We start from the raw sequence: 16,482 nt of genomic DNA on the forward strand, positions 1-16,482 counted from the left end.
AGTGAATACAATTGCTCTAATTATTCATCACAAGGAATAATTTGGATATTTAAAAGCAACTGTGCTCCAACATCGGCAGAACGCAGAGAAAATAGGCTGTCGGCACCGATTACTGTTGCAACGGTATCTGCTCTCGCAATAAGGGCCTCCCCATCGCACCCGGAATAGTAGGCAAATGGTGGGCGATCATTGAGGACAAAGTTCTCAAAGCCAGAGCTATTCCAGTTATTGTCATGGCTCGGGCCTTGACTGCCAGAAAAAAAGTATTCTCTATGGAAATTGATAAGGGATCCATCGGCAGAAAATACTGTACCCCGCCAATCAATATCTAATATGCCTACTGAAAACCCAGGTTCTACACTTAAAGGTATTGCCAAGTTACAATCAGAGCTAGCAATTGGATTTGAAGAATTTGTAACGGAGCTATATTTACTGAAAAGTATCGCGATATTTTTATTATCATCTGTTGCCGTAGCCGTTACTGACCCTACAGGGCAGCCTGTACCATTAACGGCAACTTCTCCAATCTCGATTTGTTGACCATCAATTAGTAAAGTTTTTGCCAAAGTGGGGATAGAAAAGATTGAACAAAGTGTGAGTGCTAGAATTCTATTAAGCATTGATACTCTCCATTCCTTGAAAAGTGTGAGCGGTTAATCTTTGTAAGTTCTATGTGTTAATTCCCAATTAATCGTTCTGTTGCTGGCGTCTCCCAATGAATTAGTTGGCTCATACTGCAAAATTCATATTTGCAATGTCAATTGGTTGCAGGCGTAATCATTGGTGGTGGTTTAGCTTTGAATATGTTTGTGAGCCGGGTCACGATTGAGTTCAATGATAATTTATTAATACGGTAGGGTTATTGATGTTGTTACCTGAGGTTGTGTGTGGTTAATTATAGGGGCGAAAAAGATGTGTGAGTGAGTGCGTTGTAATATCTACATGGATGGTGTTTCTACAGGGTGTTCATTGATGTTATTTGATTTGTGATTTAATGGCCCATTATGGGTTGTAGGATTGTTGTGAGGGAGTTGATTTATAACGTGGGCCTTTTGATAGTGATATTTTTTAGGGTTTTAATGATGATGAGATAAAATACTCGATACTGGATAGTTTATAAGTAGTAATTAAAATAATTAAATGCAGCGCTGAATCATTTAGCTTCGGCCTGAGGTAACATTCAGATGCCGCTTTCGCAATGAAATTTCAGTAGTAAGTTGCTGATCTTATGGATGTAAGATCCCCCTTTGATTAAAGAGGGAGTTAAGTAACCAAATTATTTCAGAATTAAATATGGTAGTTCTAAGAAAGAACTCTGCAAAGACTGCTACTCCTCTGAATCTGGTGATTTAAGGTTTTCTTTCTTTGAAGCTTCAGCCAGAATTTTTCTTCCTCTATTCGCGATCTTCTCGGCTTCTTTGCTTGGATCACGGTTCCATCGCTTAGGGATCTTATCCCAGTCACTATATATGCTAAAAGGGTTATGAGTTGCCCCCTTAGGAGGCATTCCTGTATACCCACGGTGTTTAATCTGATAAAGATAGTTGTTCGATAGCCGCTTATCACGAGCCTCTTCAGCTAGTTGAGGATAAAGGTCAACTTTTGTCATACCTTCACTGCCATCTAGAGAACATATGATGTTCCCATCATAATCGCAGGCCATTGAGCGACCAAAATAAGAGTAGGAACTATCTTCTCCAGTATGATTGACCGCTACTACATAAGCTTGGTTTTCATAAGCCCGCACTTGATTTGTAATCCCCCAAATATGATCCCATGGGTACATATATTTAGCAGGTCTTAGAATTACATTTGCACCCTTCCAAGCTGCTTCACGTGCCACTTCTGGGTAGTCAAAATCTGAGCAAATCGCAATGGCCAGTTTCGACCCTTTTGGACCATTACAAACTGACATTTCAGGCCCGGGACTCCAGGGCTCCATAGGACACCATGGAACCATTTTGCGATAGGAAAGAGCGACCTCACCATCACCATTGATCAGGACCATTGCGTTATATGGTTTCATATGTGGCTCAGGTGCAAGCTCGACAATTGATACACACAGCCAAACACCATATTGCTTAGCTATTTTCCCAAAAGCTTCTGTTTCAGGTCCCGGTATGGTTGTAGCAAGTTTTAAATGCTCAGCATATGGATGGAAGCCAAATCCGTAAGTGCTGTATTCAGGAAAAATGATTAAATCCACGCCCGGGAAGCATAAAGATGCACGATCAACATATGCTTCAATTCTCTTTATGTTTTGTTTGATGCCTTCTGAATCAGAGGCTGGGTAAGGCGAAAATTGGACAAGCACTACACTCATCGCATCTGGAATAGGGTTGATAGCCGGCACTTTATTTCTCCTTGAGAAAATTTGGCGGTCTCTTGGAAGAGAAAATCTCTATTGTTACTTGAAGAAAATTATAATTTGATGAGTTTTTAGTTTATTTTAATTGTCTGTTAGTTTGAGTAAAAGGACGTCCGAATTTATTTGTAAGCGAATAAATGCCAGTGACAAATCAGTTTGTTTGATCACTAATCTGTTCTTGTTAGTATAGGGTTGTTATTATGTGCGCTCGGTGTTAATGATTGTTTGTCCGGTAGAGGGTAAGATTAAACTTTGTGATAGTGACAGAGGTTATGATAGTTTCCAGAGCTATGATCTTGTATGAAGAAAAAAGTGTTATTCATATTGATATGTGAGGGATAAAAGGCCTCGCTATTATTGTTGGTTAGCCGCTGTATATGTTAGTTAATGAGAAAGCTAAATCCTACATAAAGCGGTCAGCTCCGCCTGATGCCTCAATACTATCCCCAGTGATAAAATTATTACGCGCAGAACAAAGGAAGGCCGCCAGAGTAGCAATGTCTTCTGGTTCCCCTGGATGTTTTACAGGCGTACATTCGTTCGATACTCGAACAAGAATTTCATCATCTGTAAGTGTTGCATACTCTGGCGTATTACTGCGGATAAATGGGATCATGTTATTTTTCCAGTTATCCGTTTTAATTGCGCCTACTCCAATCGAGTTAACTAGTATATTGTACGGTGCAACCTCTAATGCAAGAGATTTTGATAGATTATTGATTGCTGCACTTAGGACATGAGATATGAGTAGCTTTGGGTTTGGGTAGGTGCCGCCAATAGATGACATGTTAACTATTCTTCCCCAGCTTTTTTGCTGCATATAAGGGATGGCAGCTTTGCACATTCTCCGCATAGAAGTGAGTTTTACTGCAGTCATTTGTTCCCAGTCTTCCTCAGTTGAGGACATAAGTCCACCAGCATGGGCGCGCCCAGCATTGTTGACTAGAATCTCTGGTGCTCCAAAGGTGTTTAAGGTTTTGTTGATTATCTGTTGTGCAGCATGATCCCGAGTTATGTCTATTGAGATAGAAGTTACTTCAGACTTTGAATTTTTACGTAGCTTATTTTCTGCTTTTTGCAGACGTGCTTCGTTTCGTGCAACCAGAACTACCTTTGCCCCATTGGCAAGAAGCTCTTTGGCAATGGCATAGCCAATTCCTGAGCTGGAGCCAGTTACAATAGCTACTCTATTCGTAATTCCAAGATTCAACATTGAACTCCGCTAACAGTGTAAATGTTGTGATGTTAGGTTTTTAATTTACAGTTAGTACCTAACTGCTGGCAGTTTCTTAATTAGCTGAGAACCTTTCATGTTAAAGATGGCAGTGTAGATGATTTGGGTATCAAGTCTTAAGGTAAAAGTTCAAGATTTTAAATCAGCTTAATTATAGGTCTAAAAGTTGTTGTTCTTCCTATTTTAGGGAGTGCAAATATTAATGTGTGTGTCAATAGCAGGCTGGAGTTTAAGCTGAGGCTGTCTGAGGCTGTCTGAGGCTGTCTGAGGCTGTCTGAGGAGGCGTGAGATGTAGGTCATCTTTATGAGGTGGGAGTTGGTCAAGTACCCAAGAGTTATTGAGCATAGAGTAGAAGCTCAGTCGGATTGGTAAATATTTTTTAGCACAACCACGCTTATAGGTCTGGATAATAGATCTTCTATATTCTTTCGGTAGTTAATGTAGTGAGCTGAAGATTTGTGTTCACTGAGCGCGGTTTCATCTATATATTTCTCTATGAGACTATAGATTATTTTGTGATCTTTCTGGTCGATCTGTTCGCAAAGTTCATACAATAAATTACCAGGCTCCGCTCTGGATGGTGAAACCATCTCTGTGAGCAAATTTTTGACAGCTTGTTCCTTGTCGGGTTTTGGGTAAAAGGAAGCAAAGACTAAAACAGTTGTTTTCATTGGGAGTCTCAAGATAAATCAACTCAATGTGGCTGTTATTGAGTGGTTGTAATTATTTTGAAATCTTTGCCGTCTAAGTTTGAACTTAAATTTAGACGGCGATGACTGCTGTGCAAGTTATTTGGCTGAACTTGAAAGCTAAATCCATTCAATTGAAAGCCAATTGGTAAATCTCCAGATTTTGTTGGAGGGACTTGATCTGCACTGTTATATTGGGATTTCTAATGGCTATTTCAATACTCCAATCTGTTTCAAGAAACCATATTTGTCCCAGGTCACCCAGGTTTCTAGTATTTTTCCATCCTTGATTTTAACAAACTCTACGGCATCCCAGGTGATGGTTTTATTTGTTGGAGTTTCTCCCATAAATGATCCTGTGTGATTGGCGCTAACTTTTACATTGGTTGCGACAAGATCTCCCTCGGCGACCTGCATTGAATCAATCAGTTTTACATTTTTGAAGGCCGTATGAAATTTGGCGACTTCGGCTTTGAATTCCTTTAAATTTCGTTTTTGTGAGCCGATACTCAAATTTGTGGCCGAGTCTAGGTTGTTGATATAGTTAGGTGCCAAAATTGAATCAGGATTGACCTTTGACCCACTGTGCCATAGGTCGGCTGCCTGCATGGCAGTTTTTTTATTTTCTTCAAGGTTATTTGATTGGGCAATCGCATTGTAGGCAATACCTAACAGCAAGAAAGTTACAGTTAATGCCAAAGAGTAAGGGTGCTTGGACATCTAAATTCTCCCAATGTTAAGTTTTTTGCCTGATAGGCTGGTTAGGTGTGAAAATGATAGGGCCTAAATAGCTTTAGAGTATGGAGGCAAACTTGGGGATTTGTAGCGTGAGCAGGTAATTTGGCAACTTCCACTTCATTGTAGGGTAGTTAGGTTATAAAAATTTCACGAATACAAACAAGAAAAATTGTGCGAGTGCCAAAAGGAGGATGGAATAATCTGAATAGATATTGATGCGACTAAAACAAAATGATTTAATTTTTTCAATTATGAAAAATAGCTTTGAAAGGCGGAGCTATTAATGGCCAATGACTCGATGAAATATTTGCCCTATTAATGCTCGGCACCGTATTTTCTTTAGAAAGGGTGTACTTCCATACTAAATTACTTCAGCAGCCTCTCGATACTTTCAATAATTTTCTCAGCTGTAAACTCGAAGTACTGCATGACTTCCTGGCCGGGTGCAGATTTGCCAAAGTTATCCATTCCGATGATTTCACCGTCAAAGCCTACGAACTTGTGCCAATAGTCTTTATGACTAGCCTCTTCTACCACCCGGACGCGGAGAGTACTGGGGAGAACTGATTCACGGTACGGTTCTTCCTGTTCCAAAAAGGTTTCTATGCAAGGCATGGACACAACCCGAATTCTCTTGCTAGTAAGCTTTCTTTTAGCAGCTATGGCCTGCTCGACTTCAGAGCCGGTCGCAATAATGATTGCCTCAGGAGCGCCTTCGCAGTCGGACAGTACATAACCACCTTTTTCAATTTGTGCTATCTGCGTGGTATTTCGTTCCTGCGGAGCTAAATCCTGACGACTGAATACTAGTGCAGTGGGCCCCTCTTTGCGTGTAATAGCCATCTTCCAGCTTACCGCTGATTCCGTAGTATCACAGGGGCGCCAAGTGTGTAGATTCGGTGTAGAGCGCAAGGCGCTGAGTTGCTCCACCGGCTGATGAGTTGGACCGTTTTCACCTATACCGATGGAGTCATGGGTATAGACGAATATAACTTGTTGCTTCATTAATGCCGCCATACGCACGGCATTTCGAGCATACTCCATAAAAACCAAAAAGGTAGCACCATAAGGTATAAAACCTCCGTGCAGGGCAATGCCATTCATTATCGCGCTCATACCAAATTCACGAACTCCGTAGTGTATATAGTTGCCTGAAGCATCTTTCTCATTCAACCTTTTAGAACCGGACCATAGGCTAAAACAAGGGCCGGCTAAATCGGCTGAACCACCTAGGAGTTCGGGCAACAGAGGCCCGTAAACATTCAGTGTATTCTGGCTCGCTTTACGAGAGGGGATTCTTAATGCATCTTTTTGACATTGCCTAATGTAGCTATCGGCTTTTACCAGGAAATCTGGTGGAAGTTTTCCACTCTCACGACGCACAAACTCGAGTGCTATCTCAGGATACTCCTCACGGTATTTAGCGAAGAGACTCTTCCACTCCTTCTCTAATGCTTTACCTTTAGACCTTTGATCCCAATATGCATAGATATCTTCAGGGATCTTAAAAGGAGGGTGGTCCCAACCAATCGTTTTGCGAACGAGAGCTATTTCCTCCTCCCCGAGTGGTTGACCATGGCATTCCTTTCGGCCTTGCTTATTCGGGGAGCCGAAACCGATCACGGTTTTACAGCAAATAATGGTGGGCTTATCAGAACATGTATGGGCTTTTTCAATTGCTGCTTTAATCGCAATTGCGTCATGGCCGTCAACATTAGGGATGACGTGCCAATGGTAGGACTCGAAACGCTTGGGTGTATCGTCAGTAAACCAACCTTCAATCTGCCCATCGTCAGAAATACCGTTTTCGTCATAGAATGCGATCAACTTGCCCAAGCCTAAAGTACCAGCCAGAGAGCATACTTCATGGGATATGCCTTCCATCAGGCATCCATCCCCCATAAATACATAGGTGTGGTGATTGATCAACTTATAGCCAGGGCGGTTAAATTGAGCCGCCAGTACTTTTTCCGCCAGGGCCATACCTACGGCATTAGCAACCCCCTGGCCTAGGGGGCCTGTGGTGGCCTCAACACCAGGTGTGCAACCATATTCCGGGTGGCCCGGGGTCTTGGAGTGCAATTGGCAGAAATTCATCAATTCTTCGATTGATAAGTCGTAGCCGCAAAGGTGCAATAGGGCATACAACAGTATGGAACCGTGCCCATTAGAGAGGACAAAGCGGTCACGGTTAGGCCAATTCGGGTTAGCTGGGTTGTGCTTTAGGTAATCGTTCCATAAGACCTCCGCAACGTCTGCCATACCCATAGGTGTACCAGGGTGTCCGCTATTGGCATTTTGGACTGCATCCATGGATAAAGCACGAATGGCATTGGCCATGCTTCTTCTATAAGGAGAGGAGATCATGTAAATGTACTCTGGTGCTTTGAAAGCCGAAGCATCACCTTTACAAAAGGAGATTCCCAACTTAATAAGTGACAAACTAGTAATATAATAATTTTACAGTTTAATTTTCCATGACATAAATGATGAGAAATTTGTTGGCCTTTGCAAAAGATGTTGACCTGCATTTGGCGGCATTAGTGATGATAAGGAGTTATTTGCGTCTTTACAAAAATAGCCTGTTTTTCAAGAAACTTACAATCTAAAGAGTTGTAATAATCATGATAAAAAGAAATAAGGATTGTATTTTAAAGATCTGTTATGGATTACATGTCTTGAAATATCTCTACCACCGAGATAATTACTAAATTTCTTGGGGGAAAGTTAGTGTATATGTCAATGAGTAAGAAAAATCTAATTACATACTATGTTTCATTCAGTGATCTGTTGATGCTCTTGGAATAAATAAGGATAACTAAAGATCAATAGTTGTTGATTTACATGTCTCCATCATAAAGGTTAGAGGCAATGTTATGAATACAAGGTATTTTCAATGAGTCCAGAACCATTTTCGAGAGAGCTTGGGCCCCAAGAAGCATTATTTATTGAAATGAATAGGTTATCTCGTGGTGGCCTGCAATTTGTTTCTTTTATAAAAGTCTGTGAGCCCTTGCAAATGGAGTCCTTGCGTGAGGGGTTGGCTTACTTGCATAAGCGTCATCCATTTTTGAGGGCGCGTGTAAAAAGGGGTGAGCGATTAAGGTGGGTTTGTGATGTTGATTTTGTTGATGTGCCAATAGAAGTAACTCTAATTGTTGATCAGCTTGATTTGGAGAAAGAGTTTAGGGACCTTGCTGAGATCTTCATTAAAACTGAGGAGCATGTATATAGATTAAGGGTATATACAAATAAACAAGGCTTTGTTGAGTGGATTTGTTTTATAAATATACATGCCATACTTGATGGCAGATCCCTCATGACGCTGTTCTCTGATCTTGACAAGTTCCTATGCCTTCATGAAAAGCCAAGGCATGCCATTAAATCACTCCCTTTGCTAAATAGTATCGCTAGTCAACTAGAGGCTTCTGGATATTGTGGTGAGAAGGAATTTGAGCATCAAATAGAGGGGGGAAGCCGTTGGGCGGTTGAGAAGCAAGCGTCTGTTGCTGATAGAAGAGCCTGTGCTAAATCATATTTAGTATCACCTAAAAAAAACGAGGGATTGGCTTATTTGGCTAAAAAAAATCAGATAAAGCTAACGGCGCTTTATTGTGCTGTTGCATCAGTTGCTGCCCGGGTTATACCAGCATGTAGAGATTTGACAGAAGTTATTTTCACGATGGATGCTCGACTATTGTGCAACCCTATTATCCCTAGTGATCATGTTGGTTCATTTTCAGAAACTGCCAGCCTAAAATTACCACCAAACGCAACAAGCTCCGATATTTTCGAGGTGGCCAAGCTTTTGAACAATGAGATTAATTTAGTGCTCCTCAAACAAAAACCAATGACAAAAAGCTTAAGATCTGACTATAGTATAGAGGAGGTCACCCGCATGGCTGCTGAGATCACTGCGCCGAAAGAATGCTTTCCTGCAGGTATTCTTGTTTCAAATGTAGGGAATATGCGCCTTCTTGCAAATGAAATGCGATATTTTGAAATTCGAAAAGGGATGATTAGTTTAAAAACAGCAATTAACCCCTTAATGATTATAAATTATACGACTTATCGCAACTCGGCTTTTGTCTTCGGTTATTGTGAGCCTTTGATTAGCGAAGATAGTATCTCTGCGTATATTGATGAATATATGGGTATCATTAATAGATTGATCTCTAATGTTAAATGTTAGTTTAATATAGCGTCTAGCAAACTGTTGGTCAGTTGATTAACTGAAATATTTCCCGAAGTATAAGTATCAGTCATATTGCAATGCAATCTATTGAACACAATAATTTGATGATTTAGCCCTACAGGTCTGATTGATTAAATGGTTAATAGTATGATTCGTTGATGGGGTATATATCAGAAAATCTGAGATGTAGCTAAGCCGCAGAGTTCGAACCATATAATTTTAATATGGGTTAATCTTTATAGTTAAGACTTGGCTTGACCGTACACTTTATTTAAATAGGAAATGATCCTGCCAAGTCTGAACTAATCTAACTGATACTTTACTCCACTGCTATTTTTTAGGCTTGAATCTTAGAGGCTTAACATTTCACGTAGCCGAGTGGCTGGCCGTCTGGCAACCTCTATTTCTTTCCCATCGGTCATGGTTATTATTAATCCACTATTAACCCAAGATTCTATATTCTTAATAAAGTTTAGATTGATAATTTGTTGTCGATTTACACGGAAGAATACTTCTGGGTTTAATCGTTGTTCTATTTTGGTTAGAGATTTATAGATAAAAGGCTTGCTGTCATCGAAAAATACTTGAGCATGGTTGCCGCAGTTTTCAAAGTATCGAATTTTTCCAATTTCGATTAACCAGCAACGCTCCCCATCCTTGATAAATATTTTATTGTTGGAGTCTAAATAGCTTGTTGAGCTATTTGTGTGCTCGGTGGGTGTTTCACTTGACGTCTTATCGAGAGCTTTCTTTAGTTTTTCAGGGTTTATGGGTTTTAGTAGATAATCCAGTGCATTTACTTCAAAAGCTTGTATGGCGTATTCGTCATAAGCTGTTGTAAAAATAACCTGAGGTGTGAAATCCAGTTTTTCAAGTATGTCAAAGCCATTGCCATCAGGAAGATTGATATCCAGGAATACTAAATCAGGCTTTTCCTCTGATATAAGGAGAATAGCTTCTTCACAGTTTTTTGCTTCTGCTATTAAGTTTATATTCTTATAAGGTTTGAGTAACTCTCTTAATTCATTGCGTGCGAGTCGAGAATCTTCAACGATAATGGCTTTCACTTCTTATACCACTAATTGTAAGGGAGAGGAGGGAATATGGCACCGAGCAACTACCTGGGAGCCCTGCTGTTCAATTCCAAAATATGTCTTGTCTCCATATTGTATGGTTAACCTTTTTTGTATATTGATTAACCCCAGGCCGGTATCACCACTCTCTTTGGTTGACTCTCTGATGAGAGTACCTGGATTTATCACAGTGATTACCATATGATTGTCTTCTTTGGTGATTTTAACCACTAGTTCACCGCCTTGTTTACATTTTTCTATTCCATGGCGAACGGCATTCTCGGCAAGCAGCTGGATTAGGAGTGGAGGTATTCGCTCTCCCATTAAATCTTCGTTAACTTCCAATGTGAAAGACAATCGATCTTCATATTGTATTTTCAAAAGTTCGATATACTGACAAACGATTTCCAATTCATCTCTTAATGATACAGTTTTATGCTTATGGGCCATTAACGTATAACGTAGAAGGTCAGACAAGTTCGTCAACATATCTCTGGATTTAGCTGTATCTTCAAGGATTAATCCTCGAATATTATTGAGCCCATTGAATAGAAAGTGAGGGTTTAACTGCCCCATTAAAGCGCTCATTTTTACTTCGTTCAGTTGTAATTTAAGTTGTGTTGCATCATGTTCGGCTTTGCGTAATTGCTCTTGATTTACCAGAGTAAGATAAATGAAACTCCAAATAAATATAAGAATGGTAAGATAGAACCAATTGCTAACAACAACCTCCCAAAAGGAAGATGGAATTTCATATCCTACAAAGATGTAATATAAATATCCAAAGCCAGTTGCAATATAGGCGCCTATACCGCCAAGAGGAATGGCAGCTAATAGGAAGCCAATCCATTGTTGATACCCGTTTTTATCAAAGAGGCTAAATCGATATATGATTTCTCGAGTAAGAAGGGTAGAGATCCCTGTAATAAACCCTACAATAATAATATTAATCACGATTTTATCGGTGTGATTCTGAGATAGAAGCCCTAAAGAGAAAACATTAACTAAAGAAAATATCAACCAGCCACCAAAATGGTAGGCTAAAAATTTTGCGGATGGAGTTGGGGATTTGAAAATACTCATTGCACATATATCTAAGTAAGTTGGCTCCTAAATCAGGAGCCATGTCTTGACATTCTTATCAAGTATCAGAAGCGTTCATTCAGCCACGAGGACATTACTTCGAGAGCAATAGGTGAAAAACTCTCCTCTAGCTCGGCATACTCTGAAAATGAGCCCTTATTGGCTATTTGAAAAAGGTGGTTCATTTTGTTCAGCTCGATAGTTTTAAAGTCTTTATGTCCAGCGCTGCTCAATATTGATTGTATATTACTTAGGTTCATTTTTGCATCAACCTGGTAGTCAAGTGAGCCATTAAGAGCCAGAAGTGGTGACTTTGTTTGTTTCAAATAAGGTTCAGGATTGAACTTAACAAAATAACGGAACCAAGGAGTAGTATACTGCTTCTTTAGTTGTTCAACCTGAGCATCCAACTCCTCTTCCTGAGCGCCTTCGAGCTTCACGCTTTCATAAAGCAGCTCATGAATCTCATCATTAAGACTTTCATTCATTCCGAGTTGAGCAATATTCTCAAAAATCTCCTTATCCAACTGGCTAAGTCTTTGCATATTTTGTTCAGGTAAGTTATTGAACTTACGATTTCGGTGCCACTGATCGACCAGTAGTTCAGGTATTTTAACCCCTGGTCCAGCGAGTAAGATGGTAAATCCAATATCATCTCGACTACTGGCAACCATGGGAGCTATCATACCGCCTTCGCTGTGTCCAATTAATCCAACTTTACCCTTTGGGAGATCTTTACGGCTGTTTAAATAATCTACAGCTGCGTTAGCGTCACTGGCGAAATCCTTGCTGGTTGCTGCTTGAAAATCACCACTTGAGCCGCCAATACCGCGGTCGTCATAGCGAAATACTGCATATCCTTGCCGTGTCAAATGATCGGCGATTACCGCAAATGGTTTATGGCCAAACAGGGTTTCATCCCGGTCTTGAGGCCCAGAACCACTGATAAGAACAGCAGTTGCTTTGATATTAGACTTTGGTTTGGTCAGTGTTCCCGAAATGATATTGCCTGTCGCAGCATTCTTAAAGCTTACTTCCTCTATAGCATACGGAAATGGGCCCTTTGGTGTTTGGGGTCGCTTGCTAGTCCTGTTCTTTGCATCTTCAGATGCCCGGCTAAAGTTCAGAGGGGATGTCACTTCCTGGCTGATAGACCCAAATACAAGATCAACTGCTGCACTGTAAGTGCCTTTGTAGTTAATCTGTAAGTCTTCTACTTCGAAAGTGATACTGCTGTCCCGGATTTCCAGCATAGATATTTCTACTCCCTTAGCCCCAAGGGAAGGGCTATCTAAGGAGCCTTTCCACATACCGTTATCTTCTTCCAGGTGAATGACTACAGGTATATTCTTTTCACCATTAATCTGGGCTACGGACCTCCAATCCCCCTCTAAACCTGAAGCCATTACATTGGTTGATATTAAGCCAGTTGTGAGGATTACTGTTTTCAAGTGCCACTTGGCTTCTGCAAAGAGTGTTTTGATAGGCTGCATTTGTACTCTTCCTGTACCTACTTGTTGAATGGTTGATATTCTACCTGTCGATTAGCCTGGTGTTATGAATTTAGTAGGAGCGGCTTCCTGAGGGGATGAATGGTAGGGAGGGGCGGTGAACGGTCTAGGGTTACTCTGAATAGGAAATTCAAACAGATATCTTGCTCATAAAATGGTTGACCAAAGACTTGAGACTAGGGTGCACAGTATTCTAGTTTTGCTGTGATCGATCTCTCTATAAGGGAATTAGTCGGCCGATAGATCTTTGAGGGTTTACTAATTATCAGCTCCAGTATGGAGCGTTTATTATCAATATCTATAAGGTTTTGCCAATAGATTTTAATCTTTAGGTTAATTTAAGTATACCCACTCGATTTGATTTTTTTTAAATAGCATTTCGTTTGAATGTAATAAAATGGCTCCCAAATTGGAGCCATAAATTCTAGTCAAATCTAGATTTTGAATCGTTCGTTTAACCATTCAGAAATTACATGTAATGCTTTTGGCGAAAAGCTTTCTTTTATTTCAGCATACTCAGTACTTGAACCTTTGTTAGCTATTTGAAAAAGATGATTCATTCTGTCAAGTTCAATGACCGTAAAATCTTTATGTCCGATTCTATTTAACACTGATTGTATATTGCTTAAATTCATTTTTGAATCAACTTGAAAGTCTAAAGAACCATTAAGAGCCAATAGCGGAGCTTTTGTTTGTTCTAAATAGAATTCTGGATTGAACTTTAAGTAATCACGAAATATCAAACGAGAGTATTCTTTTTTCACCTCTTCAAATTGGGTATTTATGTCCTCTTCGGGCACCCCCTCAAGCCTGATGCTGGAATAAATAAGATCCTCAATGGCATCATTAAGCGGTTCATTTAATTCAAGATTACCAATTTTCTCTAGGATTTCCTTATCTAACTCTTTGAGTTTGTTTAATATTTCCTCGGATAATCCATTAAATTTACGACCACGGTACCACTGATCAACAAGCAAATTTGGTATTTTAACTGCAGGCCCAGCAAGTAAAATGGCAAATGCAATATCATCACGCCTACTGGCAACCATAGGAGCTATCATACCGCCTTCACTGTGGCCAATTAAACCAGTTTTACCCTGGGGTAGGTCGTTACGGCTGTTTAAATAGTCAACAGCTGCACTGGTGTCACTTGCGAAGTCTTTTGTAGTTGCTGTTTGATAGCTGCCACTAGATCCACCAACGCCTCGGTCATCGTAGCGTAATACTGCATATCCTTGCCGGGTTAGGTGATCGGCTATTACGGCAAAAGGTTTATGTCCAAAAAGAGATTCATCTCTATCTTGGGGACCACTACCACTGATAAGAACAGCCGTTGCTTTAATTCTGGATGCTGGCTTGGTTAAAGTTCCCGAAATTAGATTGCTTGTCTCTTTATTTTTAAAATTGACATCTTCAATAATATATGGAGTAGATTTTTTTTGTGTTTGTGAATGATTGCTAGAACCATCATTATGGTCATTTATTCTGCTAAAAAATGTAAGAGATGATGCCCCTTTCTTAATGTTTGCGCCAGCGATTAGGTCTACCTGATTAATGTAACTTCCCTCGTATTTGATATCTAGGGATTTTACTTCGAAAGCAATTCTATTATCTATAACTTCCAGTCCCGTAATATCTATTTTCATTTCCTCTGAAGATGGGCTATTTAATACGCCAGTCCATTCACCGCTATTCTCCTCTAGTTGAATCACTATTGGTATGATCTTCTCATCATTTGTTTTAAGCATCGATCTCCAGTCGCCTTCAATGTCAGTGGCCATAGCGTTGGAAGTCAATAAAGCGGTTAGGATTAATGACTTTAATTGCCACTTAGAAACTCTAAATTTCGTTTTGATCGTTTGCATCAGTAATTATTCCGTAGGGTTAGTTGAATGGCTGGCATTCTAGATGTTGATTAACTTTGTGCAGTTAATTTAGTAGGGGAGGTTTTATATAATGGATGAGCGGTAAAGAAAGATGATGAATGGCTAGGTCCTGCGCAAATTAAACAGGTTCTATCGTGCCAGTTACTTTGGGTAATGTCCTTTCAGCTTGTTTTTGTTCGTTAGGCGAAAGATGGTTCTGTGTAGACGGTCAGTTTTAGCAGTTGAGCATACAGCATAAGTAGCTCAAAAGGACCACTCTTACTGTCAATCGCTCTAAAAGTCAGGGGAATCTCGGAGTTATTCTGAGGCTTCGTCAATGTTATAGTTTGGTGAGTGTCCTTTCTTATACACTAATACTGTTCTCATAAAGCGCATAAATTGTTCGCCATCTTGCTTGAAGCCACGAGTCTCAACCGTCACTATTCCCTGAGTGGGGCGGGAATGTGATTCTCGTTTAGATAGGATCTCACTCTCTGCGTAGATGGTGTCCCCCTCAAAAACAGGTTTCAGTAGCTGTACCTTATCCCACTCTAAATTGGCTACTACCTTCTTGCTGATAGTGTTTACTGTCATTCCAGTTATAATCGCCAGGGTTAAAGTACTATCCACTAGCGGTAACTGCCACTCGGTTTTTTGTGCATAGTTGGCGTCAAAGTGTAACTGTGCCGTATTCATTGTTAATAGCGTCATCCAGGTATTGTCTGTTCGAGTTAATGTCCTACCTGGACGATGTTCAATGATCATACCTTCTGTGAAGTCTTCGAAGTAAAATCCAAAGTCTTCCCGGTAGCGATTATCGTTAATTTTTTTATATGGCTGGAATTGCATGACTACCACTTCCCTTTAAGTTTTAGCTAAGTTTATTGAATATAGAGATAACTTGCTTTGCTTTGGAGTAAACCGGTGCATCAATCATCTCCCCTTGGTATTGACAGGCTTTACCCTTTGAATTGTTATAGATTTCTACTATTTTCTCTGCTTTTTCGTATTGTTCTTGAGTAGGCTTGAAAGAGGACTTGATAGCAGAAATTTGTTTGGGGTGAATGGCGGCCTTGCCATTGAATCCCATCCCCTTAACGATATTTAGTTCTTTATTTAGTCCATCTTCATTATTGAAATCAAAATAGGGGGAGTCAAAGCAGGCCAGATTGTTTGCTGCTGAAGCTTCCACGATTTTACTACGTGCAGAGCTTAGGGCGTCTATTGAGTTGTCACAATTGAGGTCGTTGGCATAGTCTGCGGCACCAAACATTAAGGCCTGCAGTTTTTTGGGGCTGCCCTTAACAATATTGTGGATATTCATTGTTCCACAGGCAGTTTCGATTAAAGCAATAATGGCTATGTCCGTATAAGTTTGAGCAAGGAGTTTTCCAAGTTGTTGGATGTCACTAGGAGACTCTGTCTTAGGGTAAAGTACAGCGTCGATGTGTAACTTGGTTGTAGTAATGGCAAGTATGTCTTTTAGTCCTTCATTGCTCGTTAGGTGGTTGATTCGAATAATATTGGCTGTATTGTCGCTTTGGCTTTTGGAGCAGTAGTGAATAGTATTGTCTCTGGCTAATTGCTTATCACTAGTGGGTACACTGTCTTCGAGATCAATAATAATTGCGCTGGCTTCTACCTCTGTTGCTTTCTGAAAAAGATTGGGCTTATTGCCTGGCGTAAAAAGTAGTGCAGGATAAATGTGTAGGTTGATCATATGCT

The 16,482-nt window shown here is 40.2% G+C and carries 13 protein-coding genes; 1 reads left to right on the forward strand and 12 read right to left on the reverse strand.

Translation table 11 applies throughout. From position 1 onward, the window contains the following. Nucleotides 1-20: 20 nt before the first annotated feature. The 6 genes from ACJJIV_RS18715 to tkt form a co-directional block, all read right to left on the reverse strand. The gene (locus ACJJIV_RS18715; RefSeq protein WP_444889925.1) at nucleotides 21-620 is read right to left on the reverse strand and encodes a DUF4360 domain-containing protein; all 600 of its coding nucleotides are present in this window, start codon (nucleotides 618-620) and stop codon (nucleotides 21-23) included. A gap of 707 nt (nucleotides 621-1,327) precedes the next feature. Then, complete coding sequence (locus ACJJIV_RS18720; protein WP_252082182.1) at nucleotides 1,328-2,353, reverse strand: nitrilase-related carbon-nitrogen hydrolase; 1,026 nt, start codon at nucleotides 2,351-2,353, stop codon at nucleotides 1,328-1,330. A gap of 418 nt (nucleotides 2,354-2,771) precedes the next feature. After that, nucleotides 2,772-3,581: an SDR family NAD(P)-dependent oxidoreductase gene (locus ACJJIV_RS18725; protein ID WP_444889926.1), complete on the reverse strand. Its 810-nt coding sequence runs from the start codon at nucleotides 3,579-3,581 to the stop codon at nucleotides 2,772-2,774. A gap of 378 nt (nucleotides 3,582-3,959) precedes the next feature. Then, a complete protein-coding gene (locus tag ACJJIV_RS18730; RefSeq protein ID WP_444889927.1) occupies nucleotides 3,960-4,274 on the reverse strand; it encodes a putative quinol monooxygenase in 315 nt (104 codons plus the stop codon). A gap of 228 nt (nucleotides 4,275-4,502) precedes the next feature. Beyond that, on the reverse strand, nucleotides 4,503-5,012 hold the full coding sequence (locus ACJJIV_RS18735; RefSeq protein WP_444889928.1) for an ester cyclase: 510 nt from the start codon (nucleotides 5,010-5,012) through the stop codon (nucleotides 4,503-4,505). Between the two features lie 384 nt (nucleotides 5,013-5,396). Next, complete coding sequence (gene tkt, locus ACJJIV_RS18740) at nucleotides 5,397-7,397, reverse strand: transketolase (protein WP_444889929.1); 2,001 nt, start codon at nucleotides 7,395-7,397, stop codon at nucleotides 5,397-5,399. A gap of 529 nt (nucleotides 7,398-7,926) precedes the next feature. On the opposite strand from tkt, the gene ACJJIV_RS18745 reads away from it, so the two are divergent. Continuing rightward, a complete protein-coding gene (locus ACJJIV_RS18745) occupies nucleotides 7,927-9,222 on the forward strand; it encodes a hypothetical protein (RefSeq protein WP_444889930.1) in 1,296 nt (431 codons plus the stop codon). Nucleotides 9,223-9,575: 353 nt separating this feature from the next. On the opposite strand, the gene ACJJIV_RS18750 is transcribed toward ACJJIV_RS18745, so the two are convergent. From ACJJIV_RS18750 to ACJJIV_RS18775, 6 genes are all read right to left on the reverse strand, one after another. After that, on the reverse strand, nucleotides 9,576-10,292 hold the full coding sequence (locus tag ACJJIV_RS18750) for a LytR/AlgR family response regulator transcription factor (protein WP_444889931.1): 717 nt from the start codon (nucleotides 10,290-10,292) through the stop codon (nucleotides 9,576-9,578). A 3-nt stretch (nucleotides 10,293-10,295) separates the two neighbouring features. Continuing rightward, nucleotides 10,296-11,381, reverse strand: a complete 1,086-nt coding sequence (locus ACJJIV_RS18755) for a sensor histidine kinase (protein WP_444889932.1) — start codon at nucleotides 11,379-11,381, stop codon at nucleotides 10,296-10,298. A gap of 65 nt (nucleotides 11,382-11,446) precedes the next feature. Continuing rightward, nucleotides 11,447-12,874, reverse strand: coding sequence for an alpha/beta hydrolase family protein (locus ACJJIV_RS18760; protein WP_444889933.1), 1,428 nt, complete (start codon nucleotides 12,872-12,874; stop codon nucleotides 11,447-11,449). Nucleotides 12,875-13,326: 452 nt separating this feature from the next. Continuing rightward, nucleotides 13,327-14,757, reverse strand: a complete 1,431-nt coding sequence (locus tag ACJJIV_RS18765; protein WP_444889934.1) for an alpha/beta hydrolase family protein — start codon at nucleotides 14,755-14,757, stop codon at nucleotides 13,327-13,329. Between the two features lie 318 nt (nucleotides 14,758-15,075). Next, nucleotides 15,076-15,606, reverse strand: a complete 531-nt coding sequence (locus ACJJIV_RS18770) for a MaoC/PaaZ C-terminal domain-containing protein (RefSeq protein WP_444889935.1) — start codon at nucleotides 15,604-15,606, stop codon at nucleotides 15,076-15,078. A 22-nt stretch (nucleotides 15,607-15,628) separates the two neighbouring features. Further along, nucleotides 15,629-16,477 carry an HpcH/HpaI aldolase/citrate lyase family protein gene (locus tag ACJJIV_RS18775; protein ID WP_444889936.1) on the reverse strand — a complete coding sequence of 283 codons (849 nt, stop codon included), beginning with the start codon at nucleotides 16,475-16,477 and terminating at the stop codon, nucleotides 15,629-15,631. Nucleotides 16,478-16,482: the final 5 nt, after the last annotated feature.

The sequence above is a fragment of the Microbulbifer mixtoriginis (SeqCode) genome (assembly GCF_052466765.1).